This window comes from Desulfurivibrio dismutans, assembly GCF_029210385.1.
Taxonomy (GTDB): Bacteria; Desulfobacterota; Desulfobulbia; order Desulfobulbales; family Desulfurivibrionaceae; genus Desulfurivibrio; species Desulfurivibrio dismutans.
Map to the genome: position 1 here is coordinate 183,572 of NZ_JARGDQ010000006.1, position 17,116 is coordinate 200,687.

Here is a 17,116-nt window from a genome sequence, read left to right on the forward strand (position 1 = left end):
TGGGGCAGCTTCACTAGTAACTTTTCCGAGGTAGCCGCCGCTCAGCGGAACAGCTTGTCGTTGTTGGCGACCTTGCGCACCAATTCCCGATAATCTTCCGCCCCGGTGGAACCGGGGGCAAATTCGAAAATGGTCTGGCCGGCCGATGGCGATTCCGAAAGATGAACATTGTGCCGGATCGGCTTACACAGCATATGGCCGTATAACTCCTGAATTTTCTCAAGAATATTGTTGCACTTTTTGACCCGCTGATCGTGAAAGGTGGGCAAAATATATTTGAGCGCCACATCCTTGCGATGCTTCTGTATGGCGGACAGGCTCTTAAGAAACTCCACCAGCCCCTGCAAAGTCATAATCTCCAGAGAAACCGGGGTCAGAACCTCATTTACGTAAAACAGCACGTTGACCGTAAGTGGATCCCACCCCGGAGAGGTGTCAACCACGATGTAATCAAACTGGCTTTCCAGCTTTTTCAGGGTCTCGGCAATGGTCAACTCGCCGCCGAAATCCTTTCGGTCTATCAACCTTTTGAGACCTGCCAGCGATTTGCCGCCAGCCAACAGCCAAAGCCGTTCCCGAGCCTTGAAAATCGCTTCTTCCGGAGTCAGCTCCTCGGTCACCAGTTCGGTGAGCCCTCCTTTGGGTCGCACCCCCAGCACGAAGCTGTCCTGTCCCTGGGTATCGGTATCAACCAGCAAAACCCGGTAGCCGGCATAGGCCAAACCAGCGGCGAGGTTCACCGACGTGGTGGTTTTACCCACCCCGCCCTTGCTGATACATACCCCGATTCGACGCACCGGCTGAGAACCGGGAGTAACCAGGGGTGAAGGGGACGATTGGGGAGAAGCGGCAGGGGTCCGCTGCAAAGGAAATTGCTGCCCGCAGTTCTTGCATTTCACATTCTTGACGTTGGGAGGGATTTTACCTTCTTCGATATTGTATTGCTGCTTGCAGTGCGGGCAGATCAATAACATGTCTGTATCGCCTCCTCATTTGGTCTATCAAGGGGTGCGGAAACACCCCCGGCTTCCACTTAATCTTTAGCCGGCTCTGTTTTACTCTAAACTGCGGCGAGCCGCACATTTGTCCAGTTAGTCACACCGCGACTGTACCGGACACTCATTGCGCTGCAACGAGATGGCGGTCGGCGGTGCTTTAGTGCCGCCGACACCGGTCAAACCTATTCCAGCAGCAGGCTGTTTTCCTGTATCCATTGCGCCAGCAGGCTGTATTCTCGCTGATGCTCAAAATCATGCACCAGAATCAGCAGGGCCGTCTCCAGCAGCGCGGAACGGGACCAGGGGCGGCCGTTATGGCCGCCCGGGAACAGCCGTTCAATTTCCGGCATTACCTCTTTGAGTTTCTCAATAATCTCCGGGGCCAGGTAATGGGTTACTTTCTTTTTTTTGCTCGAACTGATCACGCCGGGCCATGCCCCGGAGCTTTGGGCTGTCACCGCTGGCTGCTGCAGAAATCGACTTAACTCATCCAGCGCATGGGAGGATTCCGAGCCCCCGGTGGTAAGTATTTCGGTGAGGATATCATTATTTTTACGTGAAGCCATTTATTCTTCGCCCTTGAACAGTTGAGCTCGCAGACGAGCCACATAGGCGAGCAAAATCTGCTGACCCGCCTCATCAAGGTCCATCAGGTCAATCCCACACAGGTAATCATTACCTTCACGGGAAATATGCACCACCTTCCCGGTGGCCCGCAAATTGGCGTCTCCCAGCTTGAGTTCCACCGCCAGTGGAGGACCAGCTGGTTCAAAGGATTCAGGCGGCCTGAAACGGATCCCGATCCCGTGGTTGCTCAAGTTAAAAATCTCCTGTTGCCGGCCATTGACTTTTACCGCCACATCATCAAGCCCGGCAACCGGAAGCCGGAAGCTGTGGCGGGTAACCTGTTCCTGATCCATCTAGCCACCTATTACCGTGAAATGGTTTCCCCTCTATTGTTTCCCCACATTCAGCCATAACCTTATGAGACGCCGACCGGCCAAGCGATCTCTACCGGCTAAAATTTGGCGACAAAGTTCTTGAGCGCCGCCTTGAGCCATTGCATCGATTCCTCGCCGGCGACCAGAAAAAGAAAGCCTTTAACGTCCTTATCCTCAAAATTGAAAACCGTTTTAATCATAATCGCCATCTTGTCCGGATCGTTGAGCTTGGAGGAAATCGCCGTCGTCGAAGGGTTGTCAATTACCACTTGGGGCACCAGACGGGGCGGAGAAAATGAAACATTGTCGTCCAACAGTTCCGCCACTTTGCCGACACAAGCACCGATAAGGATATTGCCCACCTCCAACAGGGTCTCCTTTTCCAGCAGCGGGCTCTCTGCCCCCAGAGACAGATCATCATCGTCGAACAGACTGATCAATCCTTTGCTGGCCGACGACGGAAAAGCAAGAAAGGCCGAACCGGTGTACTTGCCCCAAAAATTCTGTTCAATCATGTTCAGGGTGTCATCGGTTTTGGTGTCCTGCTTAATCCATTGCAGCAGGTCATCGGCCTTAAGAAATTCCACCCGGGGAGCGGTCAACAGGATCCGGATATCCACCACCCTGGCAAGATCCGCAGAGGCCTTACCGAAGGCAATATTCATGACCTCCTCCAGGATATTCGCATCGTTTTGCGAGAATGTGGATTCCGCTTGAGATGTGTTCATTTTGTCCCTGCCTTATCTATATCAGACCAATTTTTGAAAAACCTTCGGCCAGCGCTTCCGACGAGGGAGGCTTGGGAATAACCATGGCGGCACCCAAAGCCATAACTTTCTCGTAAGCTTTCGGTTGAATATCGGCGGTGAGCACGATTACCTTGGCGTCGGGGGCGATCTTTTTGATCTCTTCAAGGGCCTCAAAGCCATCCATCACCGGCATGGTGAGATCCAGCAAGGTGGCATCCGGTCGGACTTCCTGAAATTTTTCCAGGCCCTGACGGCCGTCGCTGGCCTCGTACAACTCAAATTCTTGATCCTTGGGCAGACATTTCTTGATGATCGAACGTGATACCGGCGAATCATCAACAACCAACAGCTTTTTTGACATAACCTCCCTCCGGAAAACTCTATTATCGATTAGTGCCAGCAATCTCCGAGAGAATATCCACCAGTTGGTCGCCAATTATGGTGTGAGTATCTTTGTCTTTTGGTGGTTTGCCGTGCTTGGCCAAAACCTCTTTGCTGGAGGTCGGTAAAAGTTCATCAAGGATGGATTGGGCCTCGTCCGCCGGAATTTCTTCCTTGTCGACATACTTCTCAAGCAGAGTCAACAGGGCGGAGGCAAGGTTGGTTTCGTAAATATAGGCCTCGGTGACGTCATTCACCGAGATGTAGACATACTCAATCTCTTTTTTTTCATTCCGCAACGGACCCATGGTGCAGCTCTGCTGCATATAGTTGATCTCCGAAACAAAATTACTTTCCGGCTTGAAAGGGAAAATGTAGCCGTAGAGCTTCTGGGGAAAGAAGTAATGATTGCCGAAGGTAACCACTGCCCTGAAATTGCGCAGAAATTTTTTGTTTCTAAAATGCGGATAAAAATCAAATATCGTCGCCCCTTTAATTTCCTTAAAGGGGATGCCACTATGCACCGCCATCCACCGATTCCAGTACCTTACCCTGAAATCCCGGTCGAGGATAACCAGCCCCAAATCGATGGAGTCCAAAATCTGATTAAGAATCATTGGCGGTTTGCCTGCGGAAGCTACCTGCTATGTCGGCAGTATAAGTTGATAGTTTCAAACAAATTTGAACCTGACCGCAATTAGCAGGTATCTTATAGCAAACAATCTATTTTGGCAAGAAATTCATGGCACTGGCAACCCGGCAAGCAAGCCCTGACGCTGTCCAACGGGGAACACCGGGCAAAAAAAAAGCACTCGACGCCTGGCGGCGGCCGAGTGCTTTTAGCGACCCGTTTTTAACTGGCCAGGATGACTAGAACACGCCTTTTACCTTACCGGTTTCCACATCCACGTCGATCCGGCGGTAGGCCGGGTCGGAGGCGGTGCCGGGCATCAGGCTGATGGTGCCGGCCACCGGCACGACGAAGCCGGCGCCCTTGTAGGTGAGAATATCGCGTACCGGCAGGGTCCAGCCCTTGGGCACGCCCTTAAGGCTGGGATCGTGGGACAGCGACAGGTGGCTCTTGACCATGCAGGTGCCCATCTCCTTCATCTCCGGGTCGGCCTCCATGCGCTTGAGCTTAGCCTTGGCATCGGGGGTGTAGCTGACGCCGTCGGCGCCGTACACTTCCTTGGCGATCAGTTCGATGCGTTTCTCAAGCGGGGTGTCCAGCTCGTAGAGGAAACGGAAATCGTTCTCTTCCTCGCAGGCATCCACCACCGCGTCGGCAAATTCCAGGGCGCCGTCGCCGCCGTGTTCCCAGTGACGGGACAGGGCCACCCGGGCACCGGCGGCCTCACAGAGCCGGCGCACCGCCTTGATCTCGTTGTCGGTATCGGTGTAGAAGGCGTTGATGCAGACCACCGGGTTGATGCCGGCCTTCTTGACCGTTTCGATGTGGTGCAGCAGGTTCTTGCAGCCCTCTTCCACCCAGCCGACGTTCTCCTTGCCGTACTCTTCCGGCATGGGCCGGCCCGGTACGGGAATGGGAGCGCCGCCGTGGCACTTAAGGGCCCGGATGGTGGCCACCACCACCGCGCAGTTGGGCTTAAGTCCGGAGAAACGGCACTTGAGGTTCCAGAACTTCTCAAAGCCGATATCGGCCCCGAAGCCGCTCTCGGTGACGTTGTAGTCGGCCAGCTTGAGACCCACCCGGTCGGCGATGACCGAGCTCTGGCCGATGGCGATATTGGCAAAGGGTCCGGCATGGACGATGACCGGCTGGCCTTCCAGGGTCTGCATCAGGTTGGGGTTCAGCGCCTCCACCATCCAGGCGGTCATGGCGCCGGCCACGTCGAGATCAGTGGTGGTGATGGGGCGGTCCTGCTTGTCGTAGGCCACCACGATTTTGCCGATACGCTCGCGCATGTCCTTGAGATCACGAGCCACGGAAAGGATGGCCATGATCTCGGAGCTCACCGCGATGGCAAAGCTGCTCTGCATGTTGAAACCATCCATCTTGCCGCCCTGACCGATGGTGATGTTACGCAGCGCCTGGGCGCAGTAGTCGATGATCCAGTTGAACTCCACCTTCTTGGGATGGATATCCAGCCGTTTCAGACCCCGCTTGGCCAACTGCTCGTCGGTGTAGTTGGACTCGTGCTGCATGCGCGAGGTCAGAGCCACCATCCCTAAGTTATGGGCGTTCATGATGGCATTGATGTCGCCGGTGAGCCCCAGGGAGAAGGGGGTCAGGGGAATGCACTGGGCCAGGCCGCCGCCGGCCGCCGAACCCTTGATGTTCATGGTGGGGCCGCCGGAGGGTTGGCGAATGGCGCCCACCACCGACTTGTTGCGTTTGCCCAGGCCCTGGACCAGACCCATGGCACAGGTAGACTTGCCCTCGCCCAGGGGGGTGGGAGTGATGGCGGTGACATCGACGTACTTGCCGTCTGGTCTGTCTTTTTTCCGCTCCAGGATCTTGCGGTAGTCGAGCTTGGCCACGTAATGGCCGTGGGGCAGCAGCTCCTCTTTTTCCAGCCCCAGGGCGTCAGCCAGCTCGAAAACGTCCTTCATACGGCTTTCGGCCTCTTCCGCAATTTCCCAGTCCGCATGTTTGGTTGGATCTAAAGCCATGTGTTTCCCTCCTTAAGTAAATTAAATAATGAAAAGGTTGCCGGAAAATTTTCCGAATGGTTGAACAATTTAATATCAGTCAACAAATGCAACTTTCTATTCCCCCTGCAGGCCGTCGAAAATACCCGGGAAACGCTGCTGCATCTTAACCAGCAGCGGGTTCATTACCTCGCGCATGGAAGGTTCCGCCGCCCGGGTGGTACGCAGCCGGAATATATGCAGCCACTCCAGGAGATTGGCGTAAACAATGATTTCGGTTTTGCAGGAGTTGGGCAATACGGTACGGGCCGCTTGAGGAGACGAGGTTTCCAGCAACTGCAAATAGATCTTTTCGGTCTCCACCATGGCCTGCTGCCAGAGCCGGTACTCTTCGCTGTCTTCAGGATAAAACATCGGCTTAATGAAGGTCACTTCATTGCCGAATTTATCCTGGGAATAACGGCAGTAACGCTGGCTTTCCTGGAGAAAGGAACAGGGCCGGTGGCGGACCAGCTCGTGGGTCACGGCCCGGTTGGTAATGAAACGCACCGCCAGAAAACGGTGCTTGACCAGCAGGTCGGCGGGCAGGGCGTCGACCTCGCTTAAGCTGAGTTTTTCTACCTCCACCCCGGTCTGGGGCAGAAAGCCGCGCTTGCCGGCGAGATCAAAAAAAAACAAAGGGTGACGCTGGCCCAGAAAGGCAGTTATTCCCTTGACCAGCTTGCCGTTGCCGCAATTTTGGTAAATTTCCCGAAAGGCCCGGATGGTGCCGCTGATCAGCAGCATCTTTTCCTTTTTGGCCGGCCGGTCGACCTGCAGGTATTTAGGCTGAGCGGCCAGAAACTGGTCGATGATGGCTTCGGTGTCACAATAAACCCGCAGCGAAATAGCCGCCATCTCCATCACCGAGTTGTGACCGTGCTCCATGACCTTGCGGAGAAAGGGCTCGGCGGAAGTATCGGTGATCTTGTCTTCGCTCTTGTAGCAAAGCCGACCGCAGCTTTCAATTCGCCGGGCCATGCTCTGACGGTCAAGATCATCGAGTATGGTGGCCGAAGCCGGCACGATCCGCATGATTCAACTCCTCTCTCCGGTTCAGGAACACTCACAGGGGCAGTTGGCCCCACCCACCGAACCCTGGTGGCTGGACCGCCAGAATGGCGACATCTCACGGAGCTTGGCAATAATTCCCGGCATCTTGTCGATCACGCAATCAATCTCTTCCTCGGTGTTAAACACACTAAGGCTGAGGCGCACCGAGCCGTGGGCGGCGGTGAAGGGAACTCCCATGGCCCGCAGCACGTGGGAGGGCTCCAGGGAACCCGAGGTGCAGGCCGAACCGGAAGAAGCGCAAATGCCATGCTGATCGAGATGCAACAAGATGGACTCACCTTCCACGTACTCAAAGCTGATGTTGGTGGTGTTGGGCAGCCGCTGTTCTTTATGGCCGTTTAAGATGGCGTTGGGGATTTTGCTCAGCAGCCCCTCTTCCAGCTTATCGCGCAACTGCCGCACCCGGCCATTTTCCTCTTCCATGCGAGCGCCGGCCAACGCACAGGCCTTACCCAAACCGATGACCGAGGTGACGTTTTCCGTACCGCCCCGGCGTCCTTTCTCCTGGTGGCCGCCGATGATCAAGGGGGCAAACGGGGCTCCCTTGCGGACATACAGGGCTCCGACTCCCTTGGGGGCATGCAGCTTATGGCCGGAGATGGAAAGAAAGTCGATGGCCGACACGGCCATGTTGATGGGGATCTTGCCCACCGCCTGCACCGCATCGGTATGAAAAAGAATGCCGCGGTTTTTGGCGATTTTGGCCATCTCCTCCACCGGGAAGATCACCCCGGTTTCATTGTTGGCCCACATCACGCTGACCACCGCGGTGTCGTCGTTCAGGGCCGCCTCGTACTGTTCAAGGTCCAGCAGACCGTCGCGATCCACCGGCAACTTGGTAACCCGGTGTTTGTGCCCGGTGAGCCGGTCAAGATGCTCGCAAAGGTGCTTCACCGCCGGGTGCTCCACCCGGGTGGTGACGATATGGCGTTTTTCGGGGAAGGCCTGCAAGGCGGCGAGAATGGCGGTGGAATCGCTTTCCGTCCCGCAGCTGGTGAAAATAATCTCCTCGCTGGTCGCCCCGATCAGCGAGGCCACCTGCTGGCGGGCATCGGCCAGAGTGCGGCCCACCTGACCACCAAAGGAGTGCATGGAGGAAGGATTGCCGTAAAGTTCGCCGAAATATGGCAACATGGCCTCCAATACGGCCGGGTCGACCTTGGTGGTGGCATTGTTATCCAGGTAAATCACCGGGGGAGTATTAGCCATGATTAATGGGCCTCCTCGACGACCAGGCTATCAAGAACCTGTTCGCGCAGCTTTTTCTCCACGTATTCTTTCAGGGTGAGATTGGCTTTTTTACAGGTGCCGCATGCCCCGCGCAGGGCCACGGTGACGAAGTCGCCGTCGAGATCAACCAGCTCGATATCACCGCCATCCTTGCGCAAAGCCGGCCGGATCTCGCGCTCAAAGAGTTCCTCGATCATCTTGATCTTCTGGATATTGGTCAGCTTTTTCGCCGGTTCGGCGGCCGGTTTTTCTTTAATCTCCTGCCGCTCTTCCCGCAGAATCTCCTCCAGGCGTTCATGGCAGCGGCCGCAGCCGCCGCCGGCTTTGGTGAAGTTGGTGATCTCCTCCACCGATTTGAGCTTGCTTTCATGGATGGCCCGCCGGATCTCCAGGTCGGTGACCCCGAAACATTCGCAGACCACCTCCCCCTGGGCCATGGGAATGGGAATCCCCCGGTAATTGGCAATGGCCGCCTCCAAAGCCTCACGGCCCATCACTGAGCAGTGCATCTTCTCCTTGGGCAGGCCGCCCAGTTCTTCGGCGATATCCTCGTTGCTGATCTTTTCGGCTTCTTCCAGGGTCAGCCCTTTGATCATTTCGGTCAGGGCCGAAGAGGAGGCAATGGCGCTGGCGCAGCCGAAGGTTTTGAATTTGGCATCGGCGATCCGGCCGTCCGGCCCGAGCTTGATAAAAAGCTTCAACGCATCGCCGCAGGCCAGAGAACCAACCTCGCCGATCCCGTCAGCGTCGGGAATCTCCCCAACGTTACGGGGGTTCATGAAGTGTTCCCGCACCTTATCCGTATATTCCCACATTCCAGACCCCTAGCACTCGCAACCGGCAGGCGGCGACGATGACAAAGTTAAAGACAACAGTTAGCGTGATTTGTGGTTGGCTGAAGCTAACGCCACCTTCTGGGGGCAGTGCTCCACAGCCACAAATCGTTGTAGAATAATTTGTCGACACCCAAAAATCAACGTAAACCTTCAGATGCGCAAGTTCTCCCCGATGAAGCGTAAAAATCAACCCCGGCCGGCATCACAAAAAGCAGTGCCACCGACTGGGGCGCTGCGTCACGGCTCATTTTTCGCTTTATCGGCCAACAAAGCTCGGCTGGTTTGGGGAAGGCCGTCAGCCCGGGGGCTAACTGAGCCGATAAGTGACCGGCACGACCAGAATGGCGCGGGCGGGAGGACTGGGGAAAGGGGCCGTGTTTTTGATGGTTTGCACGGCATTTTCATCCAGCAGGGAAAAACCGGAGCTTTCAACGACCTCGACGTCCTCTACCCTGCCGTCTTCAAGCACCACAAAGGAAATCACCACTTTACCTTCCCAACCCATGCGACGAGCCAGGCGTGGGTAAACGATCCCCTGCTGAATGTCTTCCATGATATAGCGAAAATTGGCCTCAAGATACTGGTCAACCGTCGGCGGCGGCGAACCGGCGGCGGCCGACGGGGCGGCCGGCTCCCCGGCGCCATCTCCAGGATCGGCCGCGGTGACCGGCGGCGGCGGTGCCACCGGTTCGGAGGTGATTTCCGGGGCTGGCATCTCTGCCGGTTCCGGCGGCGCCACTGGGGCAGGCTCCGGTTCCGGCTCAGTAATCGGTAGCAGCATATCGGGCGCGCTTTTCAGCGGCCTGGCTTCAGCAAGTTCCACCGGTGGCTTTGGCGGTGGCCCGGGCGGGATCGGCGCCGCCTCCTCGGCCGCCGGCGGGGTGGGCACCGGTTCCGGTGTCGCCGCCGAGCCGGGAGCGTCGCTGATGGAAAAATCAATGACCAGCAACTCCGGCGCCGAAGGGGTCAGTCTTACTGCGGCCAGCAACAGTACCGCCAGCACCCCGTGTACCAGGCAGGAAATAACAATGGCGCGCCGGCGGTAACTCATGAAATCTTTTCGGTCTGCAGACTGACCTGGGTAAACCCCAGCTCTTTGACCACATCCATCACATCTACAAAGGTCTGCAAGGCAATGGAACGGTCGGCCTTGATCAGGATGGGTCGGGAGCGCTCTTCAGATCCCAGGCCCCGGCGCAGTTCGGCCAGCGAAACCGACCGGGACTCCAGGTAAAGCCTGCCCCGGGCATCCACTTCGATGGTACTGGGTTCCAGCGGCGCGGCTACAGAGGAAGCGGCCTCGGGCAACTGCACCGGAATGGCGCCAGCCGCAATAAAGGTCGAAGTGGTAAGCACGATCACCAGCAGGACCAGCATCACATCCACCAGCGGGATCACGTTCATATTATTGAAACCATGCTCATCCATGGCGAATCTCCCAGTTGGTCACCAGCACCTTAACCCGTCGCTGCAGCAGATTGTAGGCCGTAACCGCCGGTATCGCCACCAGCAGGCCGGCGGCGGTGACCTTCAGAGCCAGGGAAAGCCCCACCATGATCCGACCGGCATCCATCTGGCCGCTGACGCCCATGTCATAAAAGGTCAGCATGATCCCCAACACCGTGCCCAGCAGCCCCAGGTAGGGGGCGTTACGGCCGACGGTGCCGATCAGGTGCAGATTGCTCGTCAACTCCAGTTCCAGCTTCCTTTTGTCCTTGAATTCACCCAGGCGCAGGTTCCGGTAGACCAGGAGTCGTTCGATGACGATGGCCAGCACCGCGATGCTCATCAGCCCCAGCAAGCCGATAATACCGTAATCCACCGTGTATTTAATCCACTCCATGTCATTAATCCTCCAGCCTTGTTAACCAATCCGTTTGTCATTTTTTTCTTGTTTACGGTAACGTGGCTAAACTCCGGGTTTGCCCCATAAGCCTGGCCCAACAGAAAAATTCCCGTCGCCTCATACACTGCCCTCTCCCGCCAGATCCTCACAGGCCTCCAGGGCCAGCAGGGCGGCCCCGAAAGCGGTGGTGATCTGTGGGGCGGATGGCACGATCACCGGCCGCATCAACTCATCTTCCAGGGCCGCCACCAGTCCCCGGTTACGGGCTGGGCCACCGTCGAAAAACACCGCCCCCGACCCGGCAAAACGCTTGGCCAGCCGAGCCACCCGTTTGGCGATGGAGTAATGCACGCCGGCGATCAACTCTTCCTTGCCATGGCCGTTGGCCAGCAGACTGATGATTTCCGATTCGGCAAAGACGGTGCAGGTGCTGTTGATGGTCAGCGGCACCCCTGTGGCCCGCATATGCAGATCACCCAGCTGATCCACCTCCACCTCCAGGTTGCGGGCCGTCATTTCGAGAAAACGGCCGGTACCGGCGGCGCATTTGTCGTTCATGGCAAAATTATGAATCTGCCCTTCTCCGTCCAACTGGATCACCTTCAGATCCTGACCGCCGATGTTGATGATGGTCCGCACCGGCTCCCCTTCCCGGCTGAAGGCCGTCGCCCCCACGGCATTGGCGGTTATTTCGCTGATGGTCTCATCGGACTCCTTGAACAGCTTGCGGCCGTAGCCGGTGGAGAAGATATAGGCCACATCTTCCCGTCGCATCCCGTTATCGGCCAGCAACCCGACAAAGGCCTTCATGGTGTTCTGGTGAAAATGACTGCCGGTGGGGCTGGTGACATCGGCCACCAGCCGTTTTTCCTGATCGATCAGCACCAGTTTGATGCTGGTGGAACCGATATCGATTCCGCCGTAATATTTCATAATTTCCTCAACTTTGTTGCCGGGCCTGTTTGCGTTTGCGAGCCTTGATCGATTCGATGAAGGCCTCCACCCGGGTGGAGAGCTGACCCGAATCTTCTGGGCTGTAATCGGTTTCCACATAGAGCATGGGAATGCCCCGTTCACTCAAGGTCTCGTTGACCTGCCGGCGCTCCAGCTCATAGGGCAGGCAACCGGCAAAGGCCTGATAGACCACCCCGTCCACCGCAAATTCGTCGGCCATGGCCACCAGCTTACGCAGGCGATCCTGATTGGGTGTCAGGCAGGGGCAGGTACAGGGTTTCAAATAACGGTCGGCCACTGCCGGCACCATGTCGTTGAGACTCGCCTGGTCATAAGCCACGGAGTCAGAAAGCAGCCGGGTGGAGGAACAGGATTCATCGACGACGATGATGCCGCCGGATTGTTCCACCAGCACCGGCACTTTGAAATTGGGAAAGATCGGCGGTGAGCCGGTGAACAGCAGCCGCGGCGCCCGCCGGTTGGTAACCCGGACCCCGTTTTGCCGGCGCTGTTCAAGCTCCGCCACCAAAACCTCCACCGCCCGACTCCAACGCTCGATATCATCAAAGAAATAGGCGTTGTATACCAGAAACAGGTCGGAGCCCAGAATAATCGGCGGACGGTTACCACGCAGACCATGCAGCTGGCGGAACAGGGCCGCCGCCCGGCCGACTTTGGCAATGGCCTGCCGCAGCCCGGCAGCGGTGAGTCGGCGGCCAACCATTTTTTCCAGGTCCACGGCAAACTGTTTGACCGACTCCTGCCAGTAATAACGGGCCAGATCACTCTCCTTGCCGGCGGGCATCTCCAGGCTGTAAACCGGATAGCCCATGTCGCCTAGCTCCTCGCAGGCCTTTTTCTTTTGATCGCAGGTGGTGGGAACGACAATCCCGGCCATGGTATCCCCCCACAACGACTGGTTGACCCTGAGCATCCCCAGGGTAGCGCGGATCACCGGACAGGATTTGGCGGGCATGAATTCAGCCCCCACCTGGTCATAGGCATTGGCGCCGCTGCACAAACGCAAAGGGTGGGCGCCGACGGCCAGAATCAGCTCCTGGGGCACCTGCATGCACATGGTAGCAATAATTTTACGCTCCCCGGCCATCGCCGCCGGCCCGGCGCCGTTGGCCAGCTGGTGAAAGAGGGTGTAAAAATATTCCATGGCCGCCGGCCGCTCGGAAAATTCCCGCAGCCGCTGCAAGGTCTCCTCCCCTTCCATGGCCAGGTGCAGACGGGTGGTTTTAAGCAGCCGTCGCTTTAATTCATCATCCATTGTTTTTCCTGTTCATTCTTTTGAAAAAACCCTCGGCCGTCGACTCATACACCGGCAGGCTCAGAACTTTTGCCTGCAGGCAGCCATCCTCCGGGCATACCTCGATGCATTTGCCGCACATCATGCAGTCGTCCTTGACGATATTTTTACTTTCCAGATCATCGGCGATGGCCCGAATGCCCATGTCGCAGGCCCGGAAGCAGTTGCCGCAACGGGTGCATTTGGCCCCGTTTTTGGTCAGCCGCAGCAGCCCGGTCCGGGAAAAGATGTAGTGGAGGGCGCTCATGGGGCAAAAAAGGCAAAAAAATCGTGGCTTGAACAACGAACCGATAATCAGCAGGCCGGTAATCGCCAATCCCAGGGCGGTGAGGGTAAGTTTGGCAAGGGAACTGAAATCAATGGCCAGTTGGCTGAAGTCGCCGGTGAACAGCGGCAGGATGGTACGTCCAGGGCAGATCATGCAAAACGGCACTCCCCAGTCGTGACCCAGCTTGGGCAGCCCGAAAAAGCTGTTGCCGATGGCCATGGGAATCAGGATCAACAGGGCCAGCAGGACATATTTGATCTTGCTGAGTCGCTGAAAAACCGGCTCGGAATAACCGGCAGCCCGGATATTGAGTTTGCGTCTGAGCGAGCTAAGCCAGTCCTGCAGGGTGCCCAGAGGGCAGATAAAGCCGCACCAGGCCTTGTTGAAAACCACAAAGAAGGCAACAAAGGTAGCCAGGCCGATCAAAATCGCCAACCCACGGCCGCCGAACAGCTGCGACCAAGGGGTAGCCATCTGATGCTGGAACCCCAGCAGATAGCAGGCGCCGCCATGCAGATCGCTGTACAAACAGGCGAAGGTGGGCAGCTGATTGCCGACGTTGATGGCCAGATAACCGCCGTAGATCAACAGCACAAAGGAAAACAGCTGAACATAGAAACGAAACCGGCCGAGGCTGGCGTGGTTAACAACCCGCCGCAGATCTTTCAGACTATTCATCAAAGACAATCCCCCGGTAGGGCCGCCGACGCCGCTCTCGATGAAGATAAACCCCGGCCCCGCCGACGACCATCATGGCGGCGGCCAGCAGCAGCCCGTAGCCATAGGAGGAGTATTCCCGCACCGGCGGTGAATAAACCCAGGGGTGGGTGGCCCGATAACTGACCATTGAATAGGCTTGCCCCCTGAACTGCCCGGATTTATCCGCCTGCCAGCGAGCGCTCACCTCGAAAGGGCCGCGATGGCTGCGCCGGAAATCCTGCCACAAAGAGGGATAGTAATCACGGACCAGTTGAATATGTGCCACCCCCTGCTCATCGCTGGTCACCGTTTTGCGCCAGCCCTGTTCGGAGGTGAGGGTCACTTCAGCCCCGGCCACCGGTTCTCCGTAGGAGAGTACGGTGATCCGCAGGTTGTCGCCGGAGGTTACCGCCGCGTGGAAATTGCGGTTCCAGAGGTCATCCACCACAATTTCAAAGGGAATGGTATCAAGAGACTGGGGATTGGTGAGTTCGGGGTCAAACTTGCCGTTATGACCCCACCGGCAACTGTGGTGCATGGTGATCCATTTGGCCACCCGCACCTGCAGCACTTCGTCTTCCACTCCCCGTTCCACCACATAAACATTGTGGGCACCATGGGTTGGCCCATCCCCCGGCGGAGTCGAGAAGGAAACCCGGGGACTGGCCCCCAGGATCAGCTCCGGTTCAATCACCGCCCCGTCCGGCCGGCGGACGTAGGCGTTGACCTCGGCCCCGCGCCGGTAGTGATTGAGATGATAGGTCCGCCGGGGCACGGGGCGGTGTTCCGATTCCAGTTGCACCTCCCGGCCGCCCCGGCCACCGCCATGATCGGCATGACCTTCCAGGCATTCTTCCTCGTCCCCCGCCTCAGCCTCAGTCGTGGCGGTGGCAGGCGGGGCCAGGGTCAGGCGCAGGTGATCCAGCTCACCGGCCACGGCCGACTTCGCCACCCCCGGCAGCAGCAACAGTGCCAGCAGAGAGGCAAAAAGCAACACCGGCCGGTTCATACTCCGCTCCCACCCCAGCGGTAGGAAAGACCGGCAAAGAAGGTCCGGGGGCCGCCGGAATAGAGCCCCATGCCGGTATCACTGGTAGAACTGGTGGTAACGTAGGTGGCATACTCTTTATCGGCCAGGTTGTTGACGTGGGCCCAGAAGGACCAGCTTTGCCAGTCGTAACCGGCCCGCAGGTTGAACAGGGCCGGCCGGGAATAGGTCAGTTCGTTGGCGTTATCGGCATACTGCCGGCTGATTTCATCCATCTCCAGTTCTACCTCAAAACCCTCGAAGGGCAGCACGGCCAGGCGGACATTGAGCCGGTGCCTGGGGGAACGCGGCAGCCAATTACCGGAGTAGTCAACCCCGCCGTCACGGAAGCGGTCGAACTTGTTTTCGGCATAGGTATAAGACAGCCCCACCCGGCTCCAGACCAGGGGAGCATAGCTGGCGGCAAGCTCCAGGCCCGTGTGTTCGGTCTTGGCGGCATTACGGTATTCCGAGGTAAATGGACCGGTGGTAACCTGGACGATCTTCTCCCGAATGGTCATATGATAGAGGGCCAGATCCAGTTTCGCCCGCCCATCAAGGAGAATACTGCGCAGGCCGACTTCGTAGTTGTCGGCCTTTTCCGGATCCAGATCGGGGTTGCGCAGCCGAGAGGTAAAAAGCTGGCTGGTGGTGGGCACCACAAAGCCTTGAGAATAGCTGGCATAGAGATTGAGATTGGCCAACGGATCGTAAGTCAGTCCCACCTTGGGGCTGAGACGGGAAAAGCTCTGTTTTCCTTCCAGGCCATCGGTGCCCAGCAGATTATCGGTCAGTTCATAACGGACCCAGTCATAACGGGCCCCCGCCTGCAGTTTAAAGTTATCTCCCAGCCGGCGGTCAAGTTGCAGATAAGGCGCCGCCGCCTCGGTTTCAATATCATAGGAGTCATTCAGGCCGGTGACCGTATAAGAAGTATACTTTTTACTCACCGGATCGCGGGTCACCGCCAGGCCGTACACTTCGGCCTCATGCTTGCCGGTCTGCAGATCAATCCCGCTCACCAGCTTGGTTGCCAGCGGGTCGAGCTCCCGCGTGTAGAGCAGTTGCAGATCGATATCGTAGCCCTCGATATCGGAATAAGTGCTGGCCGCCAACACGGGACTCAATTGCCGGAAGCTGTAACCGGGATAAACGACATGGTCGATCCGGCGATAGCCCAGGGTTACATCGAAATCGCCGCCGGCCAGTTCGGTGGCGTAAGCAATGGCCGGGGCAAATTTTTCCATCTCGACATTGGCAAAGGTGTGATAGCTCTGCTGCCAGTCGTCGTCAAAGTCCTGTTCATCCAATGAACCGGCGGTATTGTTATCGAACTTGACGTAATCAAACTCGAAGGACCAGATGGAGGCCCCGGCGGTAAAATGCTGCAACCGGACATTGGCCGCCTGCCGCTCACTCTCGGTGTTTTCCCGCCAGCCCTTGCGATCTTTGAAGTTGAAATCGACGTTGTAGCTGAGGGATTCCGAAGTGCCGCTGACATAGGCCCCGCCGCGGTACTCGTCGTACTCGCCGGCTTCTCCCCAGGCAGTAATCTCGGGTTCGGCGGTGGGCTTTTTGGTGATCAGGTTGATCACCCCGCCGATGGCGTTGCTGCCGTAAAGCGCCGAGGCCGGTCCCTTGACCACCTCGATCCGTTCGATATTGGCACTGTTGATCTCGCGAAAGTTAACCCCACCGCTGCCGTAAGTGCGGCTGGGGCGGCCATTGATGAGCACCAGGGTGTAAGGGTTGGTGAAATGGGTGGGCACCCGAATGGAGGTAAGTTCTTCATCGCCGCCGAAGTTACTGGTCAGCACTCCCGGCACCCGTTGCAGCAGTTCGCCGGCATTGCGGTACTTAACCCGCTCCACCTCATCCTGGCCGATGACCTCGATGGTGGCGGTGGAATCCTTCCGTTGTTCTTCAATCCGCGAGGAGGTGACCACCACCTCATCCAGTTCCCGCCTGATCTCTCCAGCCAGGGCCGGACCGGCCAGCAGACCAATGGCCGCCACCGTAAAAAACTCCTTTTTCATCCCTCTCTCCCCATAACGTTTGATCTGGTTATTGACGCCCACCGGCGACAATCGGTAAAGGGTGACTATTATAATCTTTCCGGCGGGTGCGACAATGTGACGAATTGTCG

18 protein-coding genes are annotated in these 17,116 nt (G+C 57.4%); all 18 read right to left on the reverse strand.

What is annotated here, in order from left to right; genetic code table 11:
• Positions 1-41: 41 nt before the first annotated feature.
• Positions 42-974 carry an AAA family ATPase gene (locus tag P0N66_RS08775; RefSeq protein WP_275804421.1) on the reverse strand — a complete coding sequence of 311 codons (933 nt, stop codon included), beginning with the start codon at positions 972-974 and terminating at the stop codon, positions 42-44.
• Between the two features lie 206 nt (positions 975-1,180).
• On the reverse strand, positions 1,181-1,564 hold the full coding sequence (locus P0N66_RS08780; RefSeq protein WP_275804423.1) for a hypothetical protein: 384 nt from the start codon (positions 1,562-1,564) through the stop codon (positions 1,181-1,183).
• Positions 1,565-1,918, reverse strand: coding sequence for a PilZ domain-containing protein (locus P0N66_RS08785; RefSeq protein ID WP_275804425.1), 354 nt, complete (start codon positions 1,916-1,918; stop codon positions 1,565-1,567).
• A gap of 98 nt (positions 1,919-2,016) precedes the next feature.
• Positions 2,017-2,667, reverse strand: coding sequence for a hypothetical protein (locus tag P0N66_RS08790; RefSeq protein WP_275804428.1), 651 nt, complete (start codon positions 2,665-2,667; stop codon positions 2,017-2,019).
• A gap of 16 nt (positions 2,668-2,683) precedes the next feature.
• The gene (locus P0N66_RS08795; RefSeq protein WP_275804430.1) at positions 2,684-3,049 is read right to left on the reverse strand and encodes a response regulator; all 366 of its coding nucleotides are present in this window, start codon (positions 3,047-3,049) and stop codon (positions 2,684-2,686) included.
• A 22-nt stretch (positions 3,050-3,071) separates the two neighbouring features.
• Positions 3,072-3,686 (reverse strand): PAS domain-containing protein, encoded by a 615-nt coding sequence (locus P0N66_RS08800; protein ID WP_275804433.1) that lies wholly within the window; start codon positions 3,684-3,686, stop codon positions 3,072-3,074.
• 253 nt (positions 3,687-3,939) lie between these two features.
• Positions 3,940-5,703 carry a formate--tetrahydrofolate ligase gene (locus P0N66_RS08805; RefSeq protein WP_275804435.1) on the reverse strand — a complete coding sequence of 588 codons (1,764 nt, stop codon included), beginning with the start codon at positions 5,701-5,703 and terminating at the stop codon, positions 3,940-3,942.
• A 96-nt stretch (positions 5,704-5,799) separates the two neighbouring features.
• Positions 5,800-6,756 carry an FAD-dependent thymidylate synthase gene (locus P0N66_RS08810; RefSeq protein ID WP_275804438.1) on the reverse strand — a complete coding sequence of 319 codons (957 nt, stop codon included), beginning with the start codon at positions 6,754-6,756 and terminating at the stop codon, positions 5,800-5,802.
• 21 nt (positions 6,757-6,777) lie between these two features.
• Entirely contained in the window at positions 6,778-8,004 is a 1,227-nt protein-coding gene (gene nifS / locus P0N66_RS08815; protein ID WP_275804440.1) for a cysteine desulfurase NifS, read from the reverse strand.
• 2 nt (positions 8,005-8,006) lie between these two features.
• Positions 8,007-8,840 (reverse strand): Fe-S cluster assembly protein NifU, encoded by an 834-nt coding sequence (gene nifU / locus P0N66_RS08820; RefSeq protein ID WP_275804442.1) that lies wholly within the window; start codon positions 8,838-8,840, stop codon positions 8,007-8,009.
• A gap of 328 nt (positions 8,841-9,168) precedes the next feature.
• Positions 9,169-9,912 (reverse strand): energy transducer TonB, encoded by a 744-nt coding sequence (locus tag P0N66_RS08825; RefSeq protein ID WP_275804444.1) that lies wholly within the window; start codon positions 9,910-9,912, stop codon positions 9,169-9,171.
• Positions 9,909-10,289, reverse strand: coding sequence for an ExbD/TolR family protein (locus P0N66_RS08830; protein WP_275804446.1), 381 nt, complete (start codon positions 10,287-10,289; stop codon positions 9,909-9,911). Before P0N66_RS08830 ends, P0N66_RS08825 begins: the two co-directional genes overlap by 4 nt.
• Complete coding sequence (gene exbB / locus P0N66_RS08835) at positions 10,282-10,704, reverse strand: TonB-system energizer ExbB (RefSeq protein ID WP_275804448.1); 423 nt, start codon at positions 10,702-10,704, stop codon at positions 10,282-10,284. Before exbB ends, P0N66_RS08830 begins: the two co-directional genes overlap by 8 nt.
• A 120-nt stretch (positions 10,705-10,824) precedes the next feature.
• On the reverse strand, positions 10,825-11,640 hold the full coding sequence (locus tag P0N66_RS08840) for an acyl-CoA dehydratase activase (protein ID WP_275804450.1): 816 nt from the start codon (positions 11,638-11,640) through the stop codon (positions 10,825-10,827).
• 7 nt (positions 11,641-11,647) lie between these two features.
• Positions 11,648-12,937, reverse strand: coding sequence for a double-cubane-cluster-containing anaerobic reductase (locus P0N66_RS08845; protein ID WP_275804452.1), 1,290 nt, complete (start codon positions 12,935-12,937; stop codon positions 11,648-11,650).
• Positions 12,930-13,922 carry a 4Fe-4S binding protein gene (locus P0N66_RS08850; RefSeq protein ID WP_275804454.1) on the reverse strand — a complete coding sequence of 331 codons (993 nt, stop codon included), beginning with the start codon at positions 13,920-13,922 and terminating at the stop codon, positions 12,930-12,932. Before P0N66_RS08850 ends, P0N66_RS08845 begins: the two co-directional genes overlap by 8 nt.
• Positions 13,915-14,952: a hypothetical protein gene (locus tag P0N66_RS08855; protein WP_275804456.1), complete on the reverse strand. Its 1,038-nt coding sequence runs from the start codon at positions 14,950-14,952 to the stop codon at positions 13,915-13,917. The genes P0N66_RS08850 and P0N66_RS08855 overlap by 8 nt, the downstream gene beginning before the upstream one ends.
• Positions 14,949-17,006, reverse strand: coding sequence for a TonB-dependent receptor (locus tag P0N66_RS08860; protein WP_275804458.1), 2,058 nt, complete (start codon positions 17,004-17,006; stop codon positions 14,949-14,951). The genes P0N66_RS08855 and P0N66_RS08860 overlap by 4 nt, the downstream gene beginning before the upstream one ends.
• Positions 17,007-17,116 lie beyond the last annotated feature (110 nt).

Bases quoted from the DNA above. Each gene is read 5' to 3' on its own strand.
- P0N66_RS08780 (WP_275804423.1), bottom strand. From the start codon at position 1,564: ATGGCTTCACGTAAAAATAATGATATCCTCACCGAAATACTTACCACC.
- P0N66_RS08845 (WP_275804452.1), bottom strand. From the start codon at position 12,937: ATGGATGATGAATTAAAGCGACGGCTGCTTAAAACCACCCGTCTGCAC.
- P0N66_RS08855 (WP_275804456.1), bottom strand. From the start codon at position 14,952: ATGAACCGGCCGGTGTTGCTTTTTGCCTCTCTGCTGGCACTGTTGCTG.
- P0N66_RS08805 (WP_275804435.1), bottom strand. From the start codon at position 5,703: ATGGCTTTAGATCCAACCAAACATGCGGACTGGGAAATTGCGGAAGAG.
- P0N66_RS08775 (WP_275804421.1), bottom strand. From the start codon at position 974: ATGTTATTGATCTGCCCGCACTGCAAGCAGCAATACAATATCGAAGAA.
- P0N66_RS08850 (WP_275804454.1), bottom strand. From the start codon at position 13,922: ATGAATAGTCTGAAAGATCTGCGGCGGGTTGTTAACCACGCCAGCCTC.
- P0N66_RS08830 (WP_275804446.1), bottom strand. From the start codon at position 10,289: ATGGATGAGCATGGTTTCAATAATATGAACGTGATCCCGCTGGTGGAT.
- P0N66_RS08860 (WP_275804458.1), bottom strand. From the start codon at position 17,006: ATGAAAAAGGAGTTTTTTACGGTGGCGGCCATTGGTCTGCTGGCCGGT.
- P0N66_RS08825 (WP_275804444.1), bottom strand. From the start codon at position 9,912: ATGAGTTACCGCCGGCGCGCCATTGTTATTTCCTGCCTGGTACACGGG.
- P0N66_RS08785 (WP_275804425.1), bottom strand. From the start codon at position 1,918: ATGGATCAGGAACAGGTTACCCGCCACAGCTTCCGGCTTCCGGTTGCC.
- nifS (WP_275804440.1), bottom strand. From the start codon at position 8,004: ATGGCTAATACTCCCCCGGTGATTTACCTGGATAACAATGCCACCACC.
- exbB (WP_275804448.1), bottom strand. From the start codon at position 10,704: ATGGAGTGGATTAAATACACGGTGGATTACGGTATTATCGGCTTGCTG.
- P0N66_RS08840 (WP_275804450.1), bottom strand. From the start codon at position 11,640: ATGAAATATTACGGCGGAATCGATATCGGTTCCACCAGCATCAAACTG.
- P0N66_RS08790 (WP_275804428.1), bottom strand. From the start codon at position 2,667: ATGAACACATCTCAAGCGGAATCCACATTCTCGCAAAACGATGCGAAT.
- P0N66_RS08810 (WP_275804438.1), bottom strand. From the start codon at position 6,756: ATGCGGATCGTGCCGGCTTCGGCCACCATACTCGATGATCTTGACCGT.
- P0N66_RS08800 (WP_275804433.1), bottom strand. From the start codon at position 3,686: ATGATTCTTAATCAGATTTTGGACTCCATCGATTTGGGGCTGGTTATC.
- P0N66_RS08795 (WP_275804430.1), bottom strand. From the start codon at position 3,049: ATGTCAAAAAAGCTGTTGGTTGTTGATGATTCGCCGGTATCACGTTCG.
- nifU (WP_275804442.1), bottom strand. From the start codon at position 8,840: ATGTGGGAATATACGGATAAGGTGCGGGAACACTTCATGAACCCCCGT.